The organism is Butyricicoccus sp. AF35-5AC (genome assembly GCF_003477715.1).
GTDB lineage: Bacteria > Bacillota > Clostridia > Oscillospirales > Butyricicoccaceae > Agathobaculum > Agathobaculum butyriciproducens.
On record NZ_QUDX01000001.1, the window covers coordinates 429,207 to 451,882 of the forward strand.

Below are 22,676 nucleotides of genomic sequence, written 5' to 3' on the forward strand. Positions count from 1 at the left end.
GAAAACCGTAGGTTGTCCTTCCTCTTTGTCCCCGCGGCGAACGCCGCAATGTTCTCGCCCGGAAATGGCAAACCGCTCACGCGGTTCGGGCACCCCGCAAAGCCGGTGCAGGAAATCTCCGTCACCGCGTCAATTACGAATTACTCATTCCTAATTCCTAATTACTTGCTCAATCGCTGCTCCATATAATTGTGCGCGTTCAGCTCAAGCGTATCGTTGAGCGGCACGAGCGGATCGGTCTTGCCGTAGCGGCGGTCGAGCGCGGTCTGCAGGATGAAGTCGCACAGCACGGGATTCTTCGGCAGCAGGGAGCCGTGCGAGTAGGTGGCGAACACATTGTTGTAGCGTGCGCCCTCGGTCTGATCCTCGCCGTTGTTGCCGTAGCCCTTGATCATCATGCCGAGCGGCGCGACGTCCTCGCCGAGATAGGTTTTGCCCGAGTGGTTCTCAAAGCCGACCACGATGGAGCCGCTGCTCTCGGGCGTTGTGCGGTACATGTAGTTGCCGATCATGCGCTCTTTCGCGCCGATGGTGTGCACGTTGATCGCACCGATGAAGTCGAGCTGCACGCCGTCCCACGTTTTGTAATACTGGCCGAGCATCTGGTAGCCGCCGCAGATGGCGAGGAACACCTTCTCTTCTTCAACAGCGGTGCGGATGTCCTTGCCCTTGCCGGAGGCGAGGTCGCGCAGCAGCACCTCCTGCTCGAAGTCCTGTCCGCCGCCGATGAAGAAAATGTCGTACTTGTCCACATCGAGCGGCTGACCGATCGAGCACTCGTCCACATTGACGCTGATGCCGCGGCTCTCCAGACGGCGCTTCATCGTGATAATGTTGCCCCGGTCACCGTACAGATTGAGAATGTCGGGGTAAAGATGGCAGATATTCAGTTCCATTGCAGTTGCCCCCCTTATTCGTAGAACGCCTTGACGTCTGTGTGCTTGCTGATCTCACCGCGCAGGTCGAACATGGCGGTGTACGTCGGCATAAGGAACGCCGGTGTCTCATCCGAGCCGATCTCGGTCAGCAGCTTGTCGTACTCGCGGATAACCTCGATACGCTCGGGTGCAAAGCCTGCGTACTTGAGACGCAGCGCCATATCATCCGCACGCACGCCGGAAACCAGTACGCGCGTAAAGCGCACCTGCTGGTCAGCGAGCGCCTCAAAATCAACATCCCAGATCCAGCTGATGTCCGTGCCGTCCGCGAAGCGGTCGTTGAGCAGGAATGCCAGCTTGTAATTGCCCTCATCGTGCGCGATCAGGTTGATGACCTGATTGAAGCCGGCAGGATTCTTGACCAGCATCATGCGCGCCTGTGCCTGACCGAGTTTGAACTGCTCGGCACGGCCGAAGCCGCACTCAAACTGAGAAAGCGCGCTGACCGCGGTCTGCTCCTCAATGCCGACAACATGCGCGACAGCGGCCTCTGCGGCGGCGTTGTAGATGTTGTAGCCGCCCGGCAGGTTGACGTGTACCTCGTGCTCGTGACCGAAGATGTCCAGTACGATGTCGGACGAGTCCGCGCCGGTGGCGAGCACCTTGGTGACAGCGACCTGCGGCGTCTGGCGGTGGTAGCCGCACTTCGGGCAGCGGAAGCCGCCGAGATGGCCGTAGGTGATGTAATCGTACTCATATTCGGTCTTGCAGTGGATACAGTACGGCGCGTCGGACAGCTCGTGCGCGGTCTCCTTGTAGATCGGGACATTCACGCCGAACCAGACGATCTTGTTCGGCACGCTGTCCGCAAGGGAAGCGGTGAGCGAGCAGTCCGCGTTCAGACAGAGCGTTGCATTCGGCACATGCGTAATGCCCTCACGGATGGCGTTGAGCGTGTGCGTAATTTCGCCGTAGCGGTCAAGCTGGTCGCGGAAAATGTTGTTGACGACCAGACATTCGACCGGCAGGTATTCACTCGTTTTGCGGAAGGCCGCCTCGTCGCATTCGATGAGCGCGTGCGTGTACGGGCATTTGCCGGACAGGGTGGCGTGCTGCGCGAATACCGCGATGATGCCGGTCAGCAGGTTCGCGCCCGACTTGTTGGAGAAATATTTGAGTCCCGCATCGGCGAACGCCTGCTCGATCATGCGGGAGGTGGTGGTTTTGCCGTTCGTGCCGGTCACGACCGTGACCTTTACGCCGCGCGACAGCTCACCCAGAATATTTTTATCAATTTTCAGTGCCAGCTTGCCCGGCAGGTTGGTGCCGCCGCGTCCCAGCTTGCGCAGAACAGCGCCCGATGCCTTGCACACCAGCACCGCCAGTCTGGTTTGGAGTTTCATTGCTGTAACCTCTTTTTTCAAGTCATATAAAATAAGTATAGCGCATTTTGCGGCATTGCACAAGGGAAAACGTCGGAAAATGCGCCTACCCGGCGGGGGCACAAGAGGGTAGACACCTGCGGTTTCCACCCTCTTATGAATCACCCCTTTCCCTTGGAGGGTCTGGCGCAGATTGCCGATATGTGACCGCTGCGAAAAATAGGGGAACGGCAGAGGATTTTTTCTTCCGCGTGGTATCCGCATATTCGCATTTCGGCTACTTTACTGCTACACATACCGGCTACTTTCCGCAGGCGCGGCATGACAGTGCCGCGCAACTCGGTTGCGAGTGCCAATCAGCTATACCCGCAGGATTGGGATAATCGGCACAGGTAAAAATGTTGCGCGGCACTGTTATGCCGCGCCTGCGTGGAGTAAATCGCCTGTGTAGCAGTATGGTAGCCGAAATGCGAATAGGTGTTATACAACGCGGAAGAAAAAATCCTCTGCCGTTCTCTTTTTTCTACGCTTACGCAGTCTACCGTCTGCACCCAAGGTAGTAGGGAAAAGGGGAGATTCACAAGAGGGTGGAAAACCGCAGGTTGTCTACCCTCTTGTGCGCCTGCCGCGCGTAGCGGCAATTCCCCGCTGTGGTTCACGGCAAAACTCCCCGCCCGGACAGGGCGAACCGCCTGCGCGGTTCGGGCACACCGGACAGCCTGTGCCGCCGTTTCCGTATCGGCTTTTCGGTTTGCATAGGGCAACAATTTTGCCCGCATATTGACTTTCGGCTGCGCATATGCTAAGATAAATCGCAATAAGGGAGTAGTCGGCGCGGAGCGTTCCGCCGCGCGGCAGAGCCAACATACTGGGGAGGACGCTCCTCTGGTTTTGCATGAAATGACGAGACTTATCTGTTCTACGCGGCAGATGGGTCTTTTTTTGTGCCTGTTTTCCGCCGGATAAACGACTGAGGAGGACAAGAAAATGGGTTTGCTGGAGTTGTTTTTGATCGCAGTCGGTCTGTCGATGGACGCGTTCGCGGTGTCTGTCTGCAAGGGACTGAGCGTGCACACGCTCAAGGCTAAGCACGCGGTCATCTGTGGACTGTATTTCGGCGGCTTTCAGCTTTTAATGCCGCTCATCGGCTTTGCACTCGGCGTGCGCTTTCAGTCGCTCATCACAAGCATTGATCACTGGATCGCCTTTGTGCTGCTGGGGCTTATCGGCGCAAACATGGTGCGCGAGTCGCGCGAGCACGATGACGAAAGCGTCAGCGATTCGTTCCGCTTTATGACCATGCTGCCGCTTGCGGTTGCCACGAGCATTGATGCACTTGCGGTCGGCGTGACGTTTGCATTCCTGCAGGTCGATATCGTTCCGGCGGTGTCGTTCATCGGTGCAACCACGTTTGTGCTGTCGTGCATCGGCGTGAAGATCGGCCATGTGTTCGGCACAAAGTACAAGTCCCGCGCAGAGCTGTTCGGCGGTATCGTGCTGATTTTGATGGGTCTCAAAATCCTGCTGGAGCATTTGGGCTTCCTGGGATAAAGCGGATTTTACCGTTCCACAGCAAAAAAGAGCACGCCCAAGGGCGTGCAATTTTTTTTGCAGCTCCTGCCGCATTTCGGCAAAGCAGAAACAGGCAGGACAGGCGCACCGCAGTGCGCCGCATTCAATTTTCTATAAAAGTCAGGGCGTGTACCTGACTTTTATCCCACTGCCTCGGGACACGTGTCCCGAGCCTCGTCCGCCGTGCGGACGAGAGGGGGTTATCCGAGGCAGTTCCCAAGGAAACTGCCTCGGTAACTAAGGGGGACAGCGTCCCCCTTAGTGGCAGGCGGCTTCGACGCCCGCCATATCCTGTACGGTCTTGCAGGTCAGCTCCTTGCTGATCTTGCCCGCAAAGCCGGTCAGCGTCTTGCCCGGACCGATCTCGCACGCCGAGGTCAGACCGGCAGCCATGCCGTTCTTCACCAGCTGCGTCCAGCGAACCGGAGAGATCATGTGCTGCTCGAGATGTGCCGGCAGGTCGGAGCAGTCGTAAACCTTACCGTCGAGGTTGGAGTAAATATCCATCTTCGGTGCGGAGAAGGTAAAGTCCGCAACGTAAGCGCGCAGCTCTGCGGCAGCCTTTGCCATCAGCGGGGTATGGAATGCACCGGATACCGCAAGCGGGAGCGCACGGCGTGCGCCGGCAGCCTTGCAGTTTTCGATCGCCTCTGCGAGAGCCGCCTTTTCACCTGCGATAACCAGCTGACCCGGGCAGTTGTAGTTTACCGGACGGACCACGCCGGAGGTCACCTTCGCGCAGGCTTCTTCAATTACGCTGTCCTCCAGTCCGAGGATAGCCGCCATGCCGCCGTCGATCGAGTCCGCAGCCTGCTGCATCAGCTTGCCGCGCATGGAAACGATCTTCACGCCGTCTGCGAGGGAAACAACGCCTGCAGCCGCCAGTGCGGTGTATTCACCGAGCGAGAAGCCTGCCGCTGCCTTGAATTCCACGCCTGCTTCCTTCAGTGCAGCCCAAGCTGCCATGGAATGGGTGAAAATAGCGATCTGGCTGTTCTCCGTGCGGGAGAGCGTTTCCTTATCGCTCTCAAAGCACAGCTTGGCTACATCCAGACCGGCGCCTTCGCTTGCTTCCTCAAAAACCAGCTTGGCAGCCTGCGAGTTCTCATAAAGATCCTTGCCCATGCCGGGGGCCTGTGCGCCCTGACCCGGGAAAAATGCAAAACCGTAGTTCACGTTTCGTTCCTCCAAAATAATAATCAAACGCTGACAGCACCGTATTTTAATAGATATTCTTCACACAAAGTGTTGCTAAATAATAACGGTCTGTCTTGACAATTTACTGTGCTTTTATTATAATAGTCGGAGAATACTTTGTCAATCTAACTATTGTCGCTTTTCCACGCTTTTTGGGAGAGCGATTTGGACTTTTTAGGAGCGTGGAAATCATCAACAGTAAACTGATCGGCACGGGCGCCTGCATTCCGGATTTTGTCCTGACCAACGCCATGCTGGAAAAAATGGTCGATACCAACGATGAGTGGATCGTGCAGCGCACCGGTGTGCGCGAACGCCGCATCGCAAAGAATACACATACATGGGAGCTGGCGCTCGGTGCCGCACAGGACGCACTCGCGGACGCAGGCATCACCGCAGAGGAGCTTGACCTCATTCTCGTCAGCACCTGCTCGCCGGATACCAACACGCCGAATACGGCGTCTATCCTGCAGGACAAGCTGGGTGCGCGTCAGGTCGGCGCGTTCGACATCAACAACGCCTGCACCGGTTTTGTCTCCGCGACCGACATTGCGGACAGCTACATTAAATCCGGCAAGGCAAAGACCGTGTTGGTTGTCTCGGCGGAAACGCTTTCGCGCATCGTGGACTACACCGACCGCTCGACCTGCATTCTGTTCGGCGACGGTGCCGCTGCGGCCGTTTATCAGGCGACCGAGGACGAAACGGTCGGCATTCTGTCCACCTTCACCGCGGCAGACGGCTCGGGTGCAGAGTACCTGCACATGGAAGCCCTGCCGGTCGAGGATCCGCTTTCCGGCGACCGCACGGTGGACCCGAAGGCGCGTTTCCTGAAAATGCAGGGTGCACCGGTCGTGCGCTTTACCGCAAGAGCCGTACCGCTTGCGATCGACACCGCACTCAAGCGGGCGGGCGTCACCGCAGAGGAAATCGACTGGGTGGTGCCGCATCAGGCGAATCTGCGTATTCTGGATGTTATTGCACGCAGATACCATCTGCCGAAGGAGAAGATCTACGTCAATATGGATCGTTTCGGCAATACCTCGTCGGCAAGCGTGCCGATCTGTCTGAACGAAATGCGTAAGAACGGCCTGCTGAAGGAGGGTCAGACTATTGTCTGCACCGGTTTCGGCGGAGGCTTGACTTATGGCGCATTTGTGATTAAACTATAATATTGGATAAATCCGGACGGTTCTTGCAGCCGTCCGGCATTATCTGTTAGACAAATTTAAGGTGAATTGTCTAAAATATGCACGCTGTCTATTATTTGCGTTAAAATATGTTATAATAATTTACTACCTATTAAAAAGGGGAGAACAAACCTATGAAAACCAAGATCACAGAACTTCTCGGTATCGAATATCCGATCGTGCAGGGCGCGATGGCGTGGATCGCGGAGCACCATCTGGCTGCTGCGGTTTCCAAGGCAGGCGGTCTGGGCATTATCGCGGGCGGCGCGGCTCCGGTCGATTACATCCGTGAGGAGATCCATAAGGCGCGTGCCATCACGGACAAGCCGCTCGGTATGAACATCATGCTGCTCTCCCCGAATGCGGACGATCTGGCGCAGCTGGCTATCGACGAGAAGATCGAAGTGCTGACCACCGGCGCAGGCAATCCGGGCAAGTATATCGCGGACTGGAAGAACGCAGGAATTAAGGTTATGCCGGTCGTTGCTTCGGTTGCACTGGCAAAGCGCATGGAGCGCGCAGGTGCAGATGCGGTTATCGCAGAGGGTATGGAAGGCGGCGGCCACATCGGTGAGCTGACTACCATGCCGCTCGTTCCGCAGGTTGTAGACGCACTGAGCATTCCGGTCATCGCCGCAGGCGGCATTGCAGACGGCCGCGGCATGGCAGCTGCCATGATGCTCGGCGCCGAAGGCGTGCAGTGCGGCACGATCTTCCTTGCAACGCCGGAGTGCCAGATTTCGGAAAAGTATAAGGAACTCGTCCTCAAGGCGACCGACATTTCGACCGTTGTTACCGGTCGTCCGTCCGGTCATCCGGTGCGTTCGCTCAAGACCCCGATGGCGCGCAAGTGCCTCGAGCTCGAGAAGCAGAACACCGATGCCTCCCTTGAGGAGCTTGAGAAGGCAACCGCCGGTTCGCTGCGCAAGGCTGTGCAGGACGGCAACTATGAGGAGGGCACCTTTATGTCCGGTCAGATTGCGGGCATGCTCAAGGAGCTGCATCCGTGCGAGGAAATCCTCAAGGGCATGACCGCGCAGGCGGAGGACCTTCTGAAGAACGCGTACAAGAGATTTGAATAAGAGCGGAGAGTGAAGAGATAGGAAAACTCCTCACTCCTGCCTGTCTATAGAATGGAGTAAACAATGAGCTTAGCAATCGTAACCGGCGGTTCCCGCGGCATTGGCGCGGCAATCGCGGAAAAGCTGGCGCAGGACGGCTTTGACGTCCTCATCAACTGTGCGTCCTCGGTCGAAAAGGCTGAGGCTGTGGCGGAGAAGTGCCGCGCGCACGGCGTCAACGCTTATGTGAAGAAGTGGGATGTTGCGGACTATGACGCCTGCAGCACCGCTCTCAAGGAAATTAAGGAAGAGATCGGCGTACCGTTCGTTCTCGTCAACAATGCGGGCATCACCCGCGACGGTCTGATGGTCCGCATGAAGGAGGACCAGTTTGACGATGTTATCCGCACCAACCTCAAGGGCGCCTTCAACATGCTCAGCCTGTGCGGTGCGATGATGATGCGTGCAAAGCAGGGCCGCATCATCAACATCACCTCGGTTTCGGCGTTCACCGGAAACTACGGCCAGATCAACTACACCGCTGCCAAGGCGGGTATGGTCGGCATGACCAAGACCGCCGCCAAGGAGCTGGGCGCGCGCGGCATTACAGTAAACGCGGTCGCTCCGGGCTGGATCGCCACCGAGATGAGCGACAAGGTGCCCGAGGACATCCGCGAGAACGCCAAGAAGCAGATCGCGCTCGGCCGTTTCGGCAAGCCGGAGGAGATCGCAGGCGTGGTTGCCTTTCTGGCTTCCGACGCTGCAAGCTATATTTCCGGCCAGACGATCATCGCGGACGGCGGACTTTATTAAGGCATCACCGGACAATTCGCCTGCGGCACTTTGCGGTAATTTTCCGCTCTGATGTCGTTCCGGATTTTTGCAATACACAAAGTATTGCTGCAAACCCGCGCCTAATCAGAACGCAAAATTCCTGCGCAAATTGCTCTTGCCGAATTATCCGGTGATACCTTTTTGCTGCGTGGAATAAAAATTGCGATTAGATAAATGCGTGATATTGGAATGAAGGAGCAAATATATGGAACGTGTAGTAATCACCGGCATGGGTGCCATCACTCCGGTCGGCAACGATGTGCCGTCGTTTTGGGAGTCGCTCAAGACCGGCAAGTGCGGCATCGGTCCCATCACCAAGTTTGATGTATCCGATTTTAAGGTAAAGCTGGGTGCAGAGGTCAAGGATTTCGACCCGACCCAGTATATGGAGAAGCGTGAGGCGCGCCGCGCAGATGCAAATGTGCATTACGCAATGGCGGCAGCGATTCAGGCTGTCGAGCAGGCGGGCCTCAAGGAAGGCAATTTCGATCCCTATCGCACGGGCGTTATCTTCGGCTCGGGCGTAGGCGGTCTGCACGTTGCAGAGCAGGAGGTCCCGAAGCTGCTCGAAAAGGGTCCCGGCCGCGTTTCGCCGTTCGCTATCCCGGAGATGATCGCCAACATCGCGGCGGCTTATATCTCCATGCACTTCGGCTTCAAGGGCGAGAATTTCTGCCCGGTCTCCGCGTGCGCGACCGGCAACCACTCCATCGGTGAGGCAATGCGCGCCATCCGCCACGGCTATCAGGATGTTGTTGTCTGCGGCGGCACCGAGAACGGCATTATCCCGATCTCGATGGCAGGCTTCCAGAACATGAAGGCGGTTCACATGGGCGAGGACCCGACGGCGGCTTCCATCCCGTTTGATGCACGCCGTTCCGGCTTTGTCATGGGCGAGGGCGCAGGCTGTCTCGTACTCGAGAGCCTGACGCACGCACAGCAGCGCGGCGCGACCATTCTGGCAGAGGTGGCAGGCTACGGTGCCTCCGGCGACGCTTACCACATCACCAGCCCGTCTCCGGACGGCGATGCGGCTGCACACGCCATCCGCGGTGCCATTGAGGATGCCGGTCTGACCCCGGCTGACGTTGACTATATCAACGCGCACGGCACCTCCACGCCGCTGAATGAAAAGTATGAGACCATTGCCATCAAGAAGGCGTTTGGCGAGGAGGCTTACAACGTAAAGGTATCCTCCACCAAGTCCATGACCGGCCATCTGCTGGGCGGCGCGGCTGCGGTTGAGGCCATTGCCTGCGTTATGGCAATCCGCGAGGGCATTGTACCGCCGACCATCGGCTACAAGGAGCCGGATCCGGAGTGTGATCTGGATATCACCCCGAACAAGGCGGTTGAGATGCCGATCAATGTTGCCATCTCCAACTCGCTCGGCTTTGGCGGCCACAACGCCTGCATCCTGATCAAGAAGGTATAAAAATGGACATCAAAGAATTGAAAGACATCGCGCTTGAGCTGATGGACGCGCTGGCTGCAAAAAAGCTGGGCGAGGTCGAGATCGAGCTGGATAACGCAAAAATCAAGATCAAGGCAGCTGAACCGGCTCCCGTGATCGCTGCAGCATCGGTAGCAGCGGCGGCACCGGCAGCGGCGCCGGCGGCAGCACCCGCAGCGGAGAGCGCAGACGCGGCACCGGCGGCTGAGGAGCAGCTTCCGGCAGGCACGCAGGTGAAGAGCCCGCTGGTCGGCACGTTTTATTCTTCTCCGTCTCCGGACGAACCGCCGTTCGTGCTGGTCGGTCAGCAGGTGAAGGAGGGCGATACCCTCTGCATCATCGAGGCGATGAAGATCATGAACGAGATCAAGGCACCGTGCGACGGCAAGATCATCCGCATTATGGCGCAGCCGGGCGATATGGTGGAGTATAACCAAGTCCTTTGTGTTATTGAGTAAGACGTAAGCATCTGCCGCGCATCAGCGCGGATTCAATAGAATTTGCATAGCAAATTCATAAAAACGGGGAGCAAGTATCACCGTTTTTATACCGATAGAGGGAGAAAGTTTCGACCGACGGGAGGAACTTTCGTACGACTTGGGAACGGTCCACGATCCGTTCCTATTACCGGCAAAACTGTAGTTTTGCGGTAATTATCTTGCTTTTTAGATTGAGAGGGATTATAATATGCTGAACAAAGAACAGATCATGGAGATCCTTCCGCACCGTCCGCCGATGCTTCTGGTGGACGAGATCCTCGAAATGGACGAGAACCATGTAGTCGGTGCGCTGCACCTGACCGGCGACGAGTTCTTCTTCCAGGGCCACTTTCCGGGCAACCCGATCATGCCCGCAGTGTTCCGTCTGGAGGCGCTCGCACAGGCAGGCGGCGTAGCGCTGCTGTCCCTGCCCGAATTCAAGGGCAAGACTGCGGTCTACACCGGCATTGACAAGGCGAAATTCCGTGCGATGGCAAAGCCGGGCGATACCCTTCGTCTGGAAGTTACCTTCACCAAGCGCCGCGGCCCGATGGCAGTAGCCGAGGGCGTTGCCTGGGTCGGTGACGAGAAGGCCGCCGAAGCGGAGATCAAATGCATGGTCATCAATGACTGAGGCGGGAGAGAGCTAATCGAATGTTTCAGAAGGTACTCATTGCGAACCGCGGCGAGATTGCGGTCCGCATTATTCAGGCCTGCCGTGATTTAGGCATTATCTCGGTGGCCGTTTACTCCGAGGCTGACCGCGAAGCGCTGCACGCGCAGATCGCGGACGAAGCGGTCTGCATCGGTCCGGCCCGTGCGGCGGACAGCTACCTGAATATGGATAATATCATTTCGGCGGCGCTGGCTTCCGGCTGTCAGGCCATTCATCCGGGCTTCGGCTTCCTGTCCGAGAATCCGGATTTTGCCGAGCGCATCACGCAGGCCGGTCTGGCGTTTATCGGCCCGACTGCGGCAACTATCCGCCTGATGGGCGACAAATCCGAGGCAAAGCGCAACGCGATCGCCGCAGGCGTTCCGGTCGCGCTCGGCACGGACGGTCCGCTGCGCGATTTTGACGAAGCCATCTCCGAGGCCGAGCGCATCGGCTATCCGGTCATGCTCAAGGCGGCATCCGGCGGCGGCGGCAAGGGCATACGCGTGGCCGAGAGCGTCAAGGACCTCAAGGACGCGTACGACAGCGCCTCTGCAGAGGCTATTGCCAACTTCGGTGACGGCCGCCTGTACATGGAAAAATATATTCACAATCCGCGCCATATCGAGGTGCAGATTCTGGGTGATAACTACGGCAACGTGGTGCACCTGTTCGAGCGTGAGTGCTCGGTGCAGCGCCGTCACCAGAAGCTGATCGAGGAAAGTCCGTCGGCTTTCGTCACGCCCGAGCTGCGCGAGAAGATGACCTCGGCGGCTGTTGCGCTGGCAAAGCGCGTCGGCTACCGAAACGCGGGTACGATCGAATTTCTGGTCGATAACGACCGCAATTTCTACTTCTGCGAGATGAACACCCGCATTCAGGTCGAGCACCCGGTCACCGAGGAGGTCACCGGCGTAGATCTGGTCTGCGAGCAGCTTCGCGTGGCGGCAGGCGAGCCGCTGTCCTTTAAGCAGGAGGATCTGACCATCCGCGGCCACGCCATCGAGTGCCGTATCAACGCGGAGGACCCGTCGAGAAATTTTGCACCCTGTCCGGGCACACTGGTGTCCTTGCATCTGCCGGGCGGTCCCGGCGTGCGCGTGGATTCCGCGGCTTATCAGGGATATAAGATTCCGCCGTTTTACGATTCCATGATCGGCAAGCTGATCGTCTACGGCGCCGACCGTGAGCAGGCCATCGTTCGCATGCGCCGTGCCCTCGCGGAGACGCTGTTTGAGGGCGTTGTGACCGCAACCGACTATCAGATGCACATCCTGTGCTCGAAGGCGTTTGTGGAAGCAAACTTTAATGTTAATTCCATCGCAAACGGCGATTTTGACTAAATCAATTATTATGGTATAATAGATTTAGCGCAAGTATAGTTGAATCCGAAGAAGTTTGAGCAATCCGCAGATTTTTGCAATCCGCAGACTGTTAATCTGCAGGATTCAAGAGGTGATACCGCATGATTGTAAACAATCACGCGGTATTGATCTTAACAGTGAAAGGGGAGTTACGCATGGGTCTGATCGACCTGTTTCAAAAAACACGCGAGACCTCTATGGAAATGAAACCGCAGGAGGACGAAGCGGCCAAGGTCGTAACCTGCAAGGGCTGCGGCGCAGAACTGAAGGCGTATGCCTACGGCAAGAATCTGTATGTGTGCCCGCACTGCGGACGCTACGGACGACTGCTCGCGCGCACGCGCATCCGTCAGATCGCGGATAAGGACAGCTTTGAGGAGATGTATGCCAATCTGGCACCGGCGGACCCGATCCACTTCCCGGGATACGCAGAGAAAACGGCAGTGCTGGCTGAAAAGGTCGGCATGCCGGACGCAGTCAAGACCGGCGTGTGTAAGATCGGCGGTGTGGAGACCGCGATCGGCGTCATGGACAGCCATTTCATGATGGCGTCCATGGGTTCGGTCGTCGGTGAAAAACTGACCCGCCTGTTCGAGTACGCGACCGAAAAGGGTCTGCCTGTCGTGCTGTTCACCTGTTCCGGCGGTGCGCGCATGCAGGAGGGCATGTTTTCGCTGCTGCAGATGGCAAAGGTGTCTGCGGCGGCGCGCCGTCACTCGGATGCCGGACTGCTGTATATCACCGTGCTGACCGACCCGACCACGGGCGGCGTTACCGCGTCGTTCGCCATGCTGGGCGATATTATCCTCGCGGAGCCGCGCACGACCATCGGCTTTGCCGGCCGCCGTGTTATCGAGGGCACCATCGGCCAAACCCTCCCGGACGATTTTCAGTCCTCGGAGTTCTTGCTATCGCACGGTTTCTGTGATAAAATAGTTCCGCGTAATCAACTCAGAGAAACGCTGGAAAAACTCTTGAAGCTGCACTGCGGCTCCAAGTCCAAGAAATGGCAGGTGTGGCGTCGTGATTAACAAACCCGCAAGTGAAAAAATGCGTATCATTCACGATACCAAGCGTCCGATGCTCACGGACTATATCAATGAGCTGTTCACCGACTTCACCGAGCTGCACGGCGACCGCTATTTTTCGGACGACCATGCCATCCTCGGCGGCGTTGGCTACTTCAACGGCACACCGGTGACGGTAATCGGCCACCGCAAGGGCCGCACCATTGAGCAGAATATGGACGCCAACTTCGGCATGGCGCACCCGGAGGGTTATCGAAAGGCCCTGCGTCTCGCGCATCAGGCGGAGAAATTCCACCGCCCGGTCATCAACTTTGTTGACACCGGCGGCGCGTTCTGCGGCGTTGGCGCGGAGGAACGCGGTCAGGGCGAGGCCATTGCCCGCTGTTTGTATGAGTTTATCGAGCTGAAAACGCCTGTTATCTCTATCGTGACGGGTGAGGGCGGCTCCGGCGGCGCACTGGCGCTGGCGGTGGCAGATCGTGTGCTCATGCTCGAGAACGCCCTGTATTCGGTTATTTCGCCGCGTGGCTGCGCGTCCATTCTCTGGAAGGACCCCAAGCGCGAGGCGGAGGCAGCGGACACGCTGCATATCACCGCGCAGGACCTGTACAGCTTCGGTATGATCGAAGGCATCATTCAGGAGGGCACATCCTCCGCACAGCTTATCCGCAATGTGGCGCGCACGCTGCGCGACCAGCTTGCCGAACTGGATGTTGAGCCAGACATCGACACGATGCTGCAGAAACGGTATGAAAAATTCCGCAGAGTCGGAGTTTTCAGAACAATAAATCAAGAAAGTAATGAAGGAGTGTAAATCCCATGTTTGAAAAGGTATGTGAGATCCTGGCAGACAAGTTTGACGCTGACGCTTCCACCATGACCATGGACACCAAGGTCAAGGAGGATCTGAACGCAGACTCTCTGGACGTTGTAGAGCTGATGATGGACCTCGAGGAGAACTTCGGCGTAACGATTTCCGACGAGGAAGCTGCTAAGATGAGCACCATCGGTGACATCGTAAACTACATCGAAGCAAATCAGTAAGATTTCGTTTTGAGCATGAAAAAGCCACCGTTTCTTTGAAACAGTGGCTTTTTGCTGTGTACAGCGTGTTTTTTTATTTCACGGTCAAGATCATAGTCATGGTGTCCGCGTTCCAATCCACGCCGAAGCCGAGGGCGTCGCCAAGGTCGCGCAGCTTGAAGTAGTTGTTGCCGCCGATGGAGTAGGCGGTAAGGGAAAGCGGCTTGCCGTCCAGATAAACGGAGGCGTTCGTGAGAGATGCGGCCTTATTGCCGGCGGGCAGGGCGGCCTGCTCACCGCCGACCGCGGTGTAGGCGGTCTTGCTGGTCAGGTCGATGCGCTGCTGCGCCGCGTTCCACTTGACCTCAAAATTGGTGTCCAGACCCTTGAGCGCCTTTGCGAGATCGCGCAGCTTGAAGTAGTTGCTGCCGTTGATGGTGTACGCGCCAAGCTTTACCGACTCGCCGTTGAGCGTTACCTTGTGGCGGGAAACATGTGCGGTCGGGTTGGTGAGTTTACGCAGGGAGGCGATGGTGTCCTGCAGAGCCGCACGCGGAGACAGCGCACGGTCGCTGTTGTAAGGACTTTCCCAGAAGGAGTAATACTGCTCGTCCATATCGCCGGTGAAGTCGAGGATAGCGGAGGAAAATTCTTCTGCGGTAACGGACTGACCGTTGATAGTTTTGACTGGTGTCGGTGTCTCGGCATCCCAGTCGAAGCCGTCCGTGTAAGTGAGGACCACAACGGCTTTATCGCCCTGTTTGGTCCAGAAGGTGACCGGATTGTTATTCATTACTTCCTGACCAGAGACCAGATACGCCTTGTCTTTGCCAACGTAAAACTGGGTGCACGGCGAAACGTCCGTGCCGAAGTTGCTCACGCCCTCCGGAATATCCAGCGCGTAGATTTTTCCATCCGCATACGAATACATATGCTGCCCGTCCAGACCTGCGCCGCAGTACAGCTCGGGCGTGCCGTCGCCGTCCATATCGACCAGCTTTGCCATGGAGAGGCCGGTCAGCAGTCCGCTGAAGCCGTCATCTGTACGCGCGGCAGCCTTGCCGTACTGGTTTTGCAGCGTGACGATCTGGTCGAGGTACGCCTTTGCACCCTGCGGTGTCAGTGTGCCGAGGTCAGCCGCGCCTGCCGCGCCGACTGCCATCGCGCCGGTCAGTACGGTGCAGAGCATTGCCTTTCCGATTTTGTTCATAAAGATTCTCCTTCCTTTTATCCGGCTTGCGCCTTTTCTTCATTGTACGGCAGCAGCTTGTCTGCGTCAACTGTATCCTGAGCGGAAATTTTCTCAGTTAGCAAAATATTTTACAATTTAGAGCGGATATATCGCCGTAATTTTGACGATAAAATAGGTGGAAAAGCAACAAAAAAACGGGTATAATATATTCCGTACGAAAATAATCCCGCTGATGGAGGAATAGAATATATGATCCGTAACGATTTACGCAACATCGCCATCATTGCGCACGTTGACCATGGCAAGACCACTCTGGTCGATCAGATGCTCAAGCAGGCTGGCGCTTTCCGCGAAAATCAGGTGGTAGAAGAGCGTGTCATGGACTCGGGCGATATCGAGCGTGAGCGCGGCATTACCATTCTGGCAAAGAACACCTCTGTACATTACAAGGGCGTAAAGATCAACATCGTAGATACCCCGGGCCACGCCGACTTCTCCGGCGAGGTAGAGCGTATCCTCAAGATGGTAGACGGCGTTGTTCTGCTGGTTGACGCAGCAGAAGGCCCGATGCCGCAGACCCGTTTCGTGCTGCAGAAGGCACTGGAGTTCGGTCACAAGATCATCATTGCGATCAACAAGATCGACCGTCCGGACGCTCGTCTCAACGAGATCGGTGACGAGGTCCTCGAGCTGCTGCTCAACCTTGATGCGACCGACGAGCAGCTGGACAGCCCGATTGTTTACTGCTCCGGCCGTGCAGGCACCGCTTCCATGTCCCCGAACGTGGAGGGCAAGGACCTGACCCCGCTGTTCGAGCAGATCCTCGAGCACATTCCGGCACCGCAGGTTGACACCGAAGGCCCGACCCAGATGCTCGTTTCTTCTATCGACTACAACGAGTACGTTGGCCGTATCGGCATCGGCCGTATCGAGCGCGGCTCGATGAAGGTAGGTCAGCAGGTTACCGTCTGCGACTACCACGGCAACACCAAGCCGTATAACGCAAAGCTGGTTACCCTGTACTCCATCGAGGAGCTGGGCCGTCAGCCGATCGAGGAGGCACAGGCAGGCGAGATCGTTTGCTTCTCCGGCATCGAAGGCGTTACCATCGGTGAGACCCTGTGCGACCCCGAGCACGTTGAGGCTCTGCCGTTCGTTAAGATTTCCGAGCCGACCGTTGAGATGACCTTTATGGTAAACGACTCTCCGTTCGCCGGCAAGGAAGGCAAGTTTGTTACCTCCCGTCACCTGCGTGAGCGTCTGTTCCGTGAGCTGCTCAAGGACGTATCCCTGCGCGTTAACGAAACCGACACCACCGATGCATTCCGCGTTTGCGGCCGTGGTGAGATGCACCTGTCCATTCTGATCGAGAACCTGCGCCGTGAGGGCTACGAGTTCCAGGTTGGCGCACCGAAGGCGCTGCTCAAGGAGATTGACGGCAAGACCTGCGAGCCGATGGAGCGCATGATCGCAGACGTTCCGGCGGATGCAGTCGGCGCGATCATGGAGAAGATGGGCTCCCGCAAGGGCGAGCTGGTTTCCATGAACCCGAAGGGCACCGACCGTATGCGCCTCGAGTTCATCATCCCGGCACGCGGCCTGTTCGGCTACCGTACCGAGTTCCTGACCGATACCAAGGGCGAGGGCGTTATGTCCTCCGTATTCAACAGCTATCAGCCGTATAAGGGCGATATCCAGAAGCGCACCACCGGTTCTCTGATCGCGTTTGAGGCCGGCGAGGCTGTCGGCTATGGCCTGTTCAACGCACAGGATCGCGGCCCGCTGTTCATCGGCCCCGGCACGATGGTATACGAAGGCATGATCGTCGGCGAGAACCCGCGCGGCGAGGACATGGCTGTAAACGTCTGCAAGAAGAAGCAGCTGACCAACATGCGTGCATCCGGCTCGGATGATGCGCTGCGCCTGATTCCGCCGCGCCAGATGTCCATCGAGGCGGCTCTCGAGTTCATCTCCGACGATGAGCTGCTCGAGATCACCCCGGAGAGCATCCGTATGCGCAAGCGCGTTCTGTCCAACACCGAGCGTCTGAAAAAGACCAAGGGCGGCAAGAAGTAATTGTGGCAACGCCACACGGTTGCATCTTCGGCGCTTTACGGAAATTTTGTGCCTTGATGTTGTTCCGGCTTTTTGCAATACACAAAGTATTGCTGCAAAGCCGCGCCTAATCAAGACGCAAAATTTGCTCGTAAATCGCTCTCGATAAACCGTGCGTCGTTACCACTGGCTACGCCACAATTGCGTTTCTGTGCGGATTTTATGCACAAAAGCACTCATTTCACCCTGTTATCAAAAAATAAAGATATATAAAGGAGAATTCCCACCATGGCTATCAAGGAAGTTCTGCACACTGATCTCGCACCGGCAGCAGTAGGCCCGTACTCTCAGGCAATCGCTGCAAACGGTTTCGTATTTACCTCCGGTCAGGTTCCGATCGACCCGAAGGAGGGCAAGATCGTAGCAACCACCATCGAGGAGCAGACCGAGCAGGTTATGAAGAACCTGCAGTGCGTTCTGGCACAGGGCGGCGTAGGCTTTGACCGTGTGGTCAAGACCACCTGCTTCCTGTCCGACATCAACGACTTTGCTGCATTCAACGGTGTGTACGCGAAGTACTTCCCGGAAGGCGCTCCGGCTCGTTCCTGCGTTGAAGTAGCTGCTCTGCCGCTCGGCGCTAAGGTAGAAGTAGAAGTAGTTGCAGTACAGGGCTAAAAGCCTGCGGTTTTTTCGATTCAAAGGACAAGTCCTTTGAATCAAGGGACGGTGTCGCCGCGCGTGTCCGTTTCACGGACAGGGCGGGAACACCTGCTGCAGCAGAACACCCCGAAAACTTTCCGGTTTTCGGGGTGTTTTACTGTTTGTTAAAAATGGCAGGCGCATGTCCTGCCATTTTTGTCGCGCACGTGCTCCATTTTATGCGCTCCGCGGCGTGAGGGGTTCTCTGGGTGCAGAAATCCCTGCGGGATTTTATGGGGGTGGCGGAAACGCGGTCGTCCGCGAAAGGCTCGGCGGCACGCGCCGCCTGCCTTGTGGGTGTCTTAATTTTCAGTTACTCGAATTCCCACCAAAACGCTTGCTTTGCGGCCTTTGTATGCAAACGGCGAAAAATATTATGCGGTGAGAAGAAATTTATCGAAAAATGATAATGCAATTTGCGGCATACTGTTGTATAATAAAGCTATATCGGAAAATCTGGTCGTATGACCCTTGAGAAACGAAAGGATTTCTGCGATGAATAAAGTAAATGCCGTCATGGTTGGCGGCCTGTTTGACGAAAGCGGCATTTCTGCCTTTGCGCGTCCGGTGCTGTTCGGCACTGCGGGCGATGCAATGCGGGATGCGCTGCCTGATGCGGTGGAGGCGTGCTTCTTTGCGCACGACGACAGGGAGCCTGCCGTTGCCGGCGCACAGGATATCGCGCTTGATGCCGCAAATCGTTTTGCCTCGCTGGCTGCGCTGCCGGAGAGCGAGCACGTTCTGGTGTTGGCGGCTCCGTTTGCACTGGCAGAGGAGGATGCGCTGTTCCATCTGGCCGAGACGCACCTGAACACCGGTTACGGCGTCAGCGTACTGTCTGCCGAGCAGCAGGGCTTTGACGCGGAAGGTCAGCCGCTGCCGAGAGACAGCCGCTGCTATGCCGCCATGTTCACCTGGGATATGCTGAAAAAGGCACTCGCGAGCGGCGCTGATACGCTCGACGGCCTGGTTGCGGCGGCTGTTGCAGCCGGTGCGCAGAAGGGCATTGCCATCACCAACAAGATTTACGTCATCTGCGACGGCACTGCCGCCTTTATGGCGCAGGTCGAGATGATGCAGCGTGTCAACTTCGGCCTCATCAAGAAGGGCGTGCAGATCTTCGATCTGACCAGCACCTACATTGCGCCGGACGCTGATATTGCTCCGGGCGCGACCATTCTGCCCGGCTGTCACATCCGTCCCGGCTGCAAGGTCGGCGCGGGCGCGGTCATCGGCCCGAACACCATCCTCGAAAAAGCCGAGATCGGCGCAGGCACCACGGTAAACAATTCGCAGGTTTATGAATCCACCGTCGGCAGCAATACCACGGTCGGTCCGTTTGCCTATATCCGCCCGCAGAGCGTGGTCGGTGACGGCTGCCGCATCGGCGACTTTGTAGAGCTGAAGAAGTCCACCATCGGCAACGGAACCAAGGTTTCGCACCTGACCTATATCGGCGACGCGACCGTTGGTGAGCGCGTCAACTTCGGCTGCGGCACGGTCGTTGTCAACTACGACGGCTATCACAAGTACCGCACGGAGATCGGTGACGACTGCTTCATCGGCTGCAACACCAACCTCGTTTCGCCCGTCAAGCTGGGCGACCGCGCCTTTACGGCTGCCGGTACGACCGTCACCAAGGACGTTCCTGCCGGTGCGCTGAGCGTTGCGCGCGCCCGCCAGACCAATCTTGAGGGCTGGAACGACCGCCGCCGCGCCGCACACGAGAAGGACGAAAAGTAAATCCATAAAACGTATATAAATCCACACGGAACAAAAAATATATTTATATGACGGAGGCAAACAATGATTTCTCACGGAAAAAATATCAAAATTTTCTCCGGCAACTCCCATCCCGCACTGGCGATGCAGATCGCTTCTGCGCTCGGACTGCCGATCGGCAAGGCTGCCATCTCTACCTTCGCTGACGGCGAAATCTCGGTTTCCATGTCGGAATCCGTTCGCGGCTCGGACGTGTTCCTCGTACAGTCCACCTGCGGTCCGGTAAACAACAACCTGATGGAGCTGCTCATCATGATCGACTCCTGCAAGCGTGCATCGGCAGGCCGTATCACGGCTGTAATCCCGTATTTCGGCTACGCTCGTCAGGACCGCAAGAGCAAGGCACGTGACCCGATCTCCGCAAAGCTGGTCGCAAACCTCATTACTGCTGCAGGCGCTGACCGCGTGCTGACCATGGACCTGCACGCTGCACAGATCCAGGGCTTCTTTGACATTCCGGTGGATAACATGCTCGGTTCTTCCGTTCTGATCCCGTACATTGCGGGCAAGTTCGGCGTCGGCACCGATGATACCGTTATCGTTTCTCCCGATCTGGGCTCGGTTACCCGTGCCCGCAAGTTCACCCAGAAGCTGGATATGCCGCTTGCCATCATTGACAAGCGCCGTCCGAAGGCCAACGTATCCGAGGTTATGAACATCATCGGCAACGTAGAGGGCAAGAAGTGCATTCTGGTTGACGACCTGATCGACACCGCAGGCACGCTCGTACACGCAGCGGACGCTCTGGTAGAGCGCGGCGGCGCAACCGAGGTTTACGCCTGTGCAAGCCACGGCGTACTGTCCGGTCCGGCGATCGAGCGCATCCAGAACAGCCCGATCAAGGAGCTGACCATCCTCGATACCATCCCGCTGACCAACGACAAGAAGCTGGATAAGATCAACGTCCTGCCGGTTGCACCGGTGTTCACCGAGGCGATCGCGCGTATCTACGAGGAGACGTCCGTATCTACTCTGTTCGATTAAGTTTTTGCATGGAAAAGAGCTGCTGCATGGGTGCAGCGGCTCTTTTTTGTATATATTTTCTGCACCGGCTGAGCGGGGGACACGAACGGCGTCAGCGGGTTCGCCCTTTCCGGGCGGCAGCCTTTTTTCAGCACCGGCTGAGCGGGGGACACGAACTGCCGTAGGCGTGTTCGCCCCTGACGGGCGGAGAGTTTTTCGCTGAGGTTCAGCGGGGGAGTTGCGCTCTGCGGAGCGCGGGAGACTGCCGCGCCCGCGGCTGGGGCAAAAAGGAAGGACAACCTGCGGTTTTCCTTCCTCTTTGAACTCCTACCTTTCCCTTCTTTGTTAGCTCGGCGAAAATCGGAGAGCGGCGACCGCTTCGAAAAGGGGAACGACAGAGGATTTTTCCTCTGCTACGGACGGACTACCTTCGGAGTCCGTCCTCTTGAGCAGCCTATTCGCAGTGTCCGAGACCGTACTGCTACACATACGGTTTACTCTACGCAGGCGCGACATACCCGTGTCGCGCAACTCGTTAGTCTGGAGATTACGGAAGGCACCTACGATTTAGGTATTTGGTACAGTTTATCTTCGTAGGCCCTGTCTATTATAACGTGCGAACAAGTTGCGCAACACTGTTATGTTGCGCCTGCGGAGACCCTCCGACCTGTGTAGCAGTACGCTATCTGTGAACTGCGAATATTTCACGAAAGACACGCGACGGTAACCCGACTGTCGTTCCCCCCTGTTTCGCAGCGGTCACATGTCGGTAATCTGCGCCAGACTCGGAAACAAAGGGAAACGGGAGTTAAGAGGGTAGAAACCGTAGGTGTCTACCCTCTTGCCCCTCGCCGTGGGTACGGCGCCCTCGCCGCGGGGCGCGGCATGCTCCCGCCACAGCGGCGGCGCACTCCTCGCTGAATCCAGTGGAACCAATCAACGGCTTGCAGCAATGATAGAAAGAGGTAATCCATGAAACTATTAGTCATCGGCGATGTGGTCGGTGAGGCGGGTATCGACGCGCTTCACGGCCTGCTCCGCCGCATCAAGCGCGACACCGGCGCAGATTTCGTCATCGTAAACGGCGAAAATGCAGCCGGAAACGGCGTTCTCCCGCGTCAGGCAGATGACATTTTTGCCGCCGGCGCGGACGTGATCACGCTCGGCAACCATGTGTTCGGCAAGCAGCAGATCGTGCCGTATCTGGACAGCCGTTCGGATGTTCTCCGTCCGGCCAATCTTGCGCCGCAAAGCCCCGGTCGGGGCTGGGGCATTTATGACGGCCCGCAGGGCATGCGCCTGCTCGTCATGAACCTGATCGGCCGCTGCGACATGAAATTCGGCCCGGATAATCCGTTCCTGTGTGCAGACCGCATCCTCAAGGAAAACGAGGGCATGTACGACGTGGCGCTTGCCGAAATCCACGCGAACGCCACGAGCGAAAAGCTGGCCATGGGCTATTACCTCGATGGCCGCGCGGCGGCTGTCTGGGGTACGCACACGCATGTGCAGACCGCGGATGAGCGCGTCAATCCCAAGGGCACCGGCTATATCACGGATATCGGCATGACCGGCCCGATCGTGTCCGTGCTCGGCGTACGCGTGGAGCAGTCCATCGCCATGTTTCGCGGTGACCTGACCGAGTATTTCAAGACGGCCGAGGGCGACTGTGCAGTAGCCGGTGCGCTGTTCGATATTACGAGAAACGGAAAATGCAATTCCGTCACCCGCGTGTGGGAGCGCTGGAATGTGAGATAAAGTGTACGCAGATGCACAGTATCGCACTTTTGATACACGATTGCGCATTGTGAAACGGATTTTGCCATGCGGAAACGTTTCCGTAAAAAAGTCCTATCGGCGGACAAGTGA

General features: G+C 57.2%; 20 protein-coding genes. 16 read left to right on the forward strand and 4 right to left on the reverse strand.

Annotated features, from left to right (window positions below; genetic code table 11):
* Positions 1 to 161: 161 nt before the first annotated feature.
* Entirely contained in the window at positions 162 to 896 is a 735-nt protein-coding gene (locus DWZ82_RS02010) for a type 1 glutamine amidotransferase (protein ID WP_118478360.1), read from the reverse strand.
* Between the two features lie 14 nt (positions 897 to 910).
* Positions 911 to 2,281 carry a Mur ligase family protein gene (locus DWZ82_RS02015; RefSeq protein ID WP_118478362.1) on the reverse strand — a complete coding sequence of 457 codons (1,371 nt, stop codon included), beginning with the start codon at positions 2,279 to 2,281 and terminating at the stop codon, positions 911 to 913.
* Between the two features lie 966 nt (positions 2,282 to 3,247).
* Here DWZ82_RS02015 and DWZ82_RS02020 point away from each other — a divergent pair.
* Positions 3,248 to 3,811 carry a manganese efflux pump MntP gene (locus tag DWZ82_RS02020; protein WP_118478364.1) on the forward strand — a complete coding sequence of 188 codons (564 nt, stop codon included), beginning with the start codon at positions 3,248 to 3,250 and terminating at the stop codon, positions 3,809 to 3,811.
* 279 nt (positions 3,812 to 4,090) lie between these two features.
* Here the strand turns inward: DWZ82_RS02020 and fabD are convergent, their stop codons facing one another.
* On the reverse strand, positions 4,091 to 5,008 hold the full coding sequence (fabD, locus tag DWZ82_RS02025; RefSeq protein WP_118478366.1) for an ACP S-malonyltransferase: 918 nt from the start codon (positions 5,006 to 5,008) through the stop codon (positions 4,091 to 4,093).
* Positions 5,009 to 5,211: 203 nt separating this feature from the next.
* Here fabD and DWZ82_RS02030 point away from each other — a divergent pair, with 203 nt between their 5' ends.
* From DWZ82_RS02030 to acpP, 10 genes are all read left to right on the forward strand, one after another.
* Positions 5,212 to 6,201, forward strand: coding sequence for a beta-ketoacyl-ACP synthase III (locus DWZ82_RS02030; protein WP_243022861.1), 990 nt, complete (start codon positions 5,212 to 5,214; stop codon positions 6,199 to 6,201).
* Positions 6,202 to 6,353: 152 nt separating this feature from the next.
* Positions 6,354 to 7,301, forward strand: coding sequence for an enoyl-[acyl-carrier-protein] reductase FabK (fabK, locus tag DWZ82_RS02035; RefSeq protein ID WP_118478368.1), 948 nt, complete (start codon positions 6,354 to 6,356; stop codon positions 7,299 to 7,301).
* A gap of 63 nt (positions 7,302 to 7,364) precedes the next feature.
* On the forward strand, positions 7,365 to 8,093 hold the full coding sequence (gene fabG / locus DWZ82_RS02040) for a 3-oxoacyl-[acyl-carrier-protein] reductase (protein ID WP_110435157.1): 729 nt from the start codon (positions 7,365 to 7,367) through the stop codon (positions 8,091 to 8,093).
* Positions 8,094 to 8,319: 226 nt separating this feature from the next.
* Positions 8,320 to 9,549, forward strand: coding sequence for a beta-ketoacyl-ACP synthase II (fabF, locus tag DWZ82_RS02045; protein WP_118360849.1), 1,230 nt, complete (start codon positions 8,320 to 8,322; stop codon positions 9,547 to 9,549).
* A 2-nt stretch (positions 9,550 to 9,551) separates the two neighbouring features.
* Positions 9,552 to 10,025 carry an acetyl-CoA carboxylase biotin carboxyl carrier protein gene (accB, locus tag DWZ82_RS02050; RefSeq protein ID WP_118478370.1) on the forward strand — a complete coding sequence of 158 codons (474 nt, stop codon included), beginning with the start codon at positions 9,552 to 9,554 and terminating at the stop codon, positions 10,023 to 10,025.
* A gap of 229 nt (positions 10,026 to 10,254) precedes the next feature.
* Complete coding sequence (gene fabZ / locus DWZ82_RS02055; protein ID WP_199667351.1) at positions 10,255 to 10,680, forward strand: 3-hydroxyacyl-ACP dehydratase FabZ; 426 nt, start codon at positions 10,255 to 10,257, stop codon at positions 10,678 to 10,680.
* A 20-nt stretch (positions 10,681 to 10,700) separates the two neighbouring features.
* The gene (gene accC, locus DWZ82_RS02060; protein WP_118478372.1) at positions 10,701 to 12,044 is read left to right on the forward strand and encodes an acetyl-CoA carboxylase biotin carboxylase subunit; all 1,344 of its coding nucleotides are present in this window, start codon (positions 10,701 to 10,703) and stop codon (positions 12,042 to 12,044) included.
* Positions 12,045 to 12,262: 218 nt separating this feature from the next.
* On the forward strand, positions 12,263 to 13,096 hold the full coding sequence (gene accD / locus DWZ82_RS02065; RefSeq protein WP_442861213.1) for an acetyl-CoA carboxylase, carboxyltransferase subunit beta: 834 nt from the start codon (positions 12,263 to 12,265) through the stop codon (positions 13,094 to 13,096).
* A gap of 19 nt (positions 13,097 to 13,115) precedes the next feature.
* Entirely contained in the window at positions 13,116 to 13,907 is a 792-nt protein-coding gene (gene accA / locus DWZ82_RS02070) for an acetyl-CoA carboxylase carboxyl transferase subunit alpha (protein WP_118478770.1), read from the forward strand.
* Positions 13,908 to 13,912: 5 nt separating this feature from the next.
* Positions 13,913 to 14,137 carry an acyl carrier protein gene (gene acpP / locus DWZ82_RS02075; protein ID WP_110435152.1) on the forward strand — a complete coding sequence of 75 codons (225 nt, stop codon included), beginning with the start codon at positions 13,913 to 13,915 and terminating at the stop codon, positions 14,135 to 14,137.
* Positions 14,138 to 14,210: 73 nt separating this feature from the next.
* Here the strand turns inward: acpP and DWZ82_RS02080 are convergent, their stop codons facing one another.
* Complete coding sequence (locus DWZ82_RS02080; RefSeq protein WP_118478376.1) at positions 14,211 to 15,326, reverse strand: stalk domain-containing protein; 1,116 nt, start codon at positions 15,324 to 15,326, stop codon at positions 14,211 to 14,213.
* A gap of 231 nt (positions 15,327 to 15,557) precedes the next feature.
* On the opposite strand from DWZ82_RS02080, the gene typA reads away from it, so the two are divergent.
* From typA to DWZ82_RS02110, 5 genes are all read left to right on the forward strand, one after another.
* Entirely contained in the window at positions 15,558 to 17,384 is a 1,827-nt protein-coding gene (typA, locus tag DWZ82_RS02085; protein WP_118478378.1) for a translational GTPase TypA, read from the forward strand.
* 267 nt (positions 17,385 to 17,651) lie between these two features.
* A complete protein-coding gene (locus tag DWZ82_RS02090; RefSeq protein WP_118478380.1) occupies positions 17,652 to 18,038 on the forward strand; it encodes a RidA family protein in 387 nt (128 codons plus the stop codon).
* Between the two features lie 519 nt (positions 18,039 to 18,557).
* Positions 18,558 to 19,805: a DapH/DapD/GlmU-related protein gene (locus DWZ82_RS02095; RefSeq protein WP_118478382.1), complete on the forward strand. Its 1,248-nt coding sequence runs from the start codon at positions 18,558 to 18,560 to the stop codon at positions 19,803 to 19,805.
* Positions 19,806 to 19,868: 63 nt separating this feature from the next.
* Entirely contained in the window at positions 19,869 to 20,828 is a 960-nt protein-coding gene (locus DWZ82_RS02100; RefSeq protein WP_117488850.1) for a ribose-phosphate pyrophosphokinase, read from the forward strand.
* Between the two features lie 951 nt (positions 20,829 to 21,779).
* Positions 21,780 to 22,565: a TIGR00282 family metallophosphoesterase gene (locus DWZ82_RS02110; protein ID WP_118478386.1), complete on the forward strand. Its 786-nt coding sequence runs from the start codon at positions 21,780 to 21,782 to the stop codon at positions 22,563 to 22,565.
* The last annotated feature ends 111 nt before the right edge of the window (positions 22,566 to 22,676 follow it).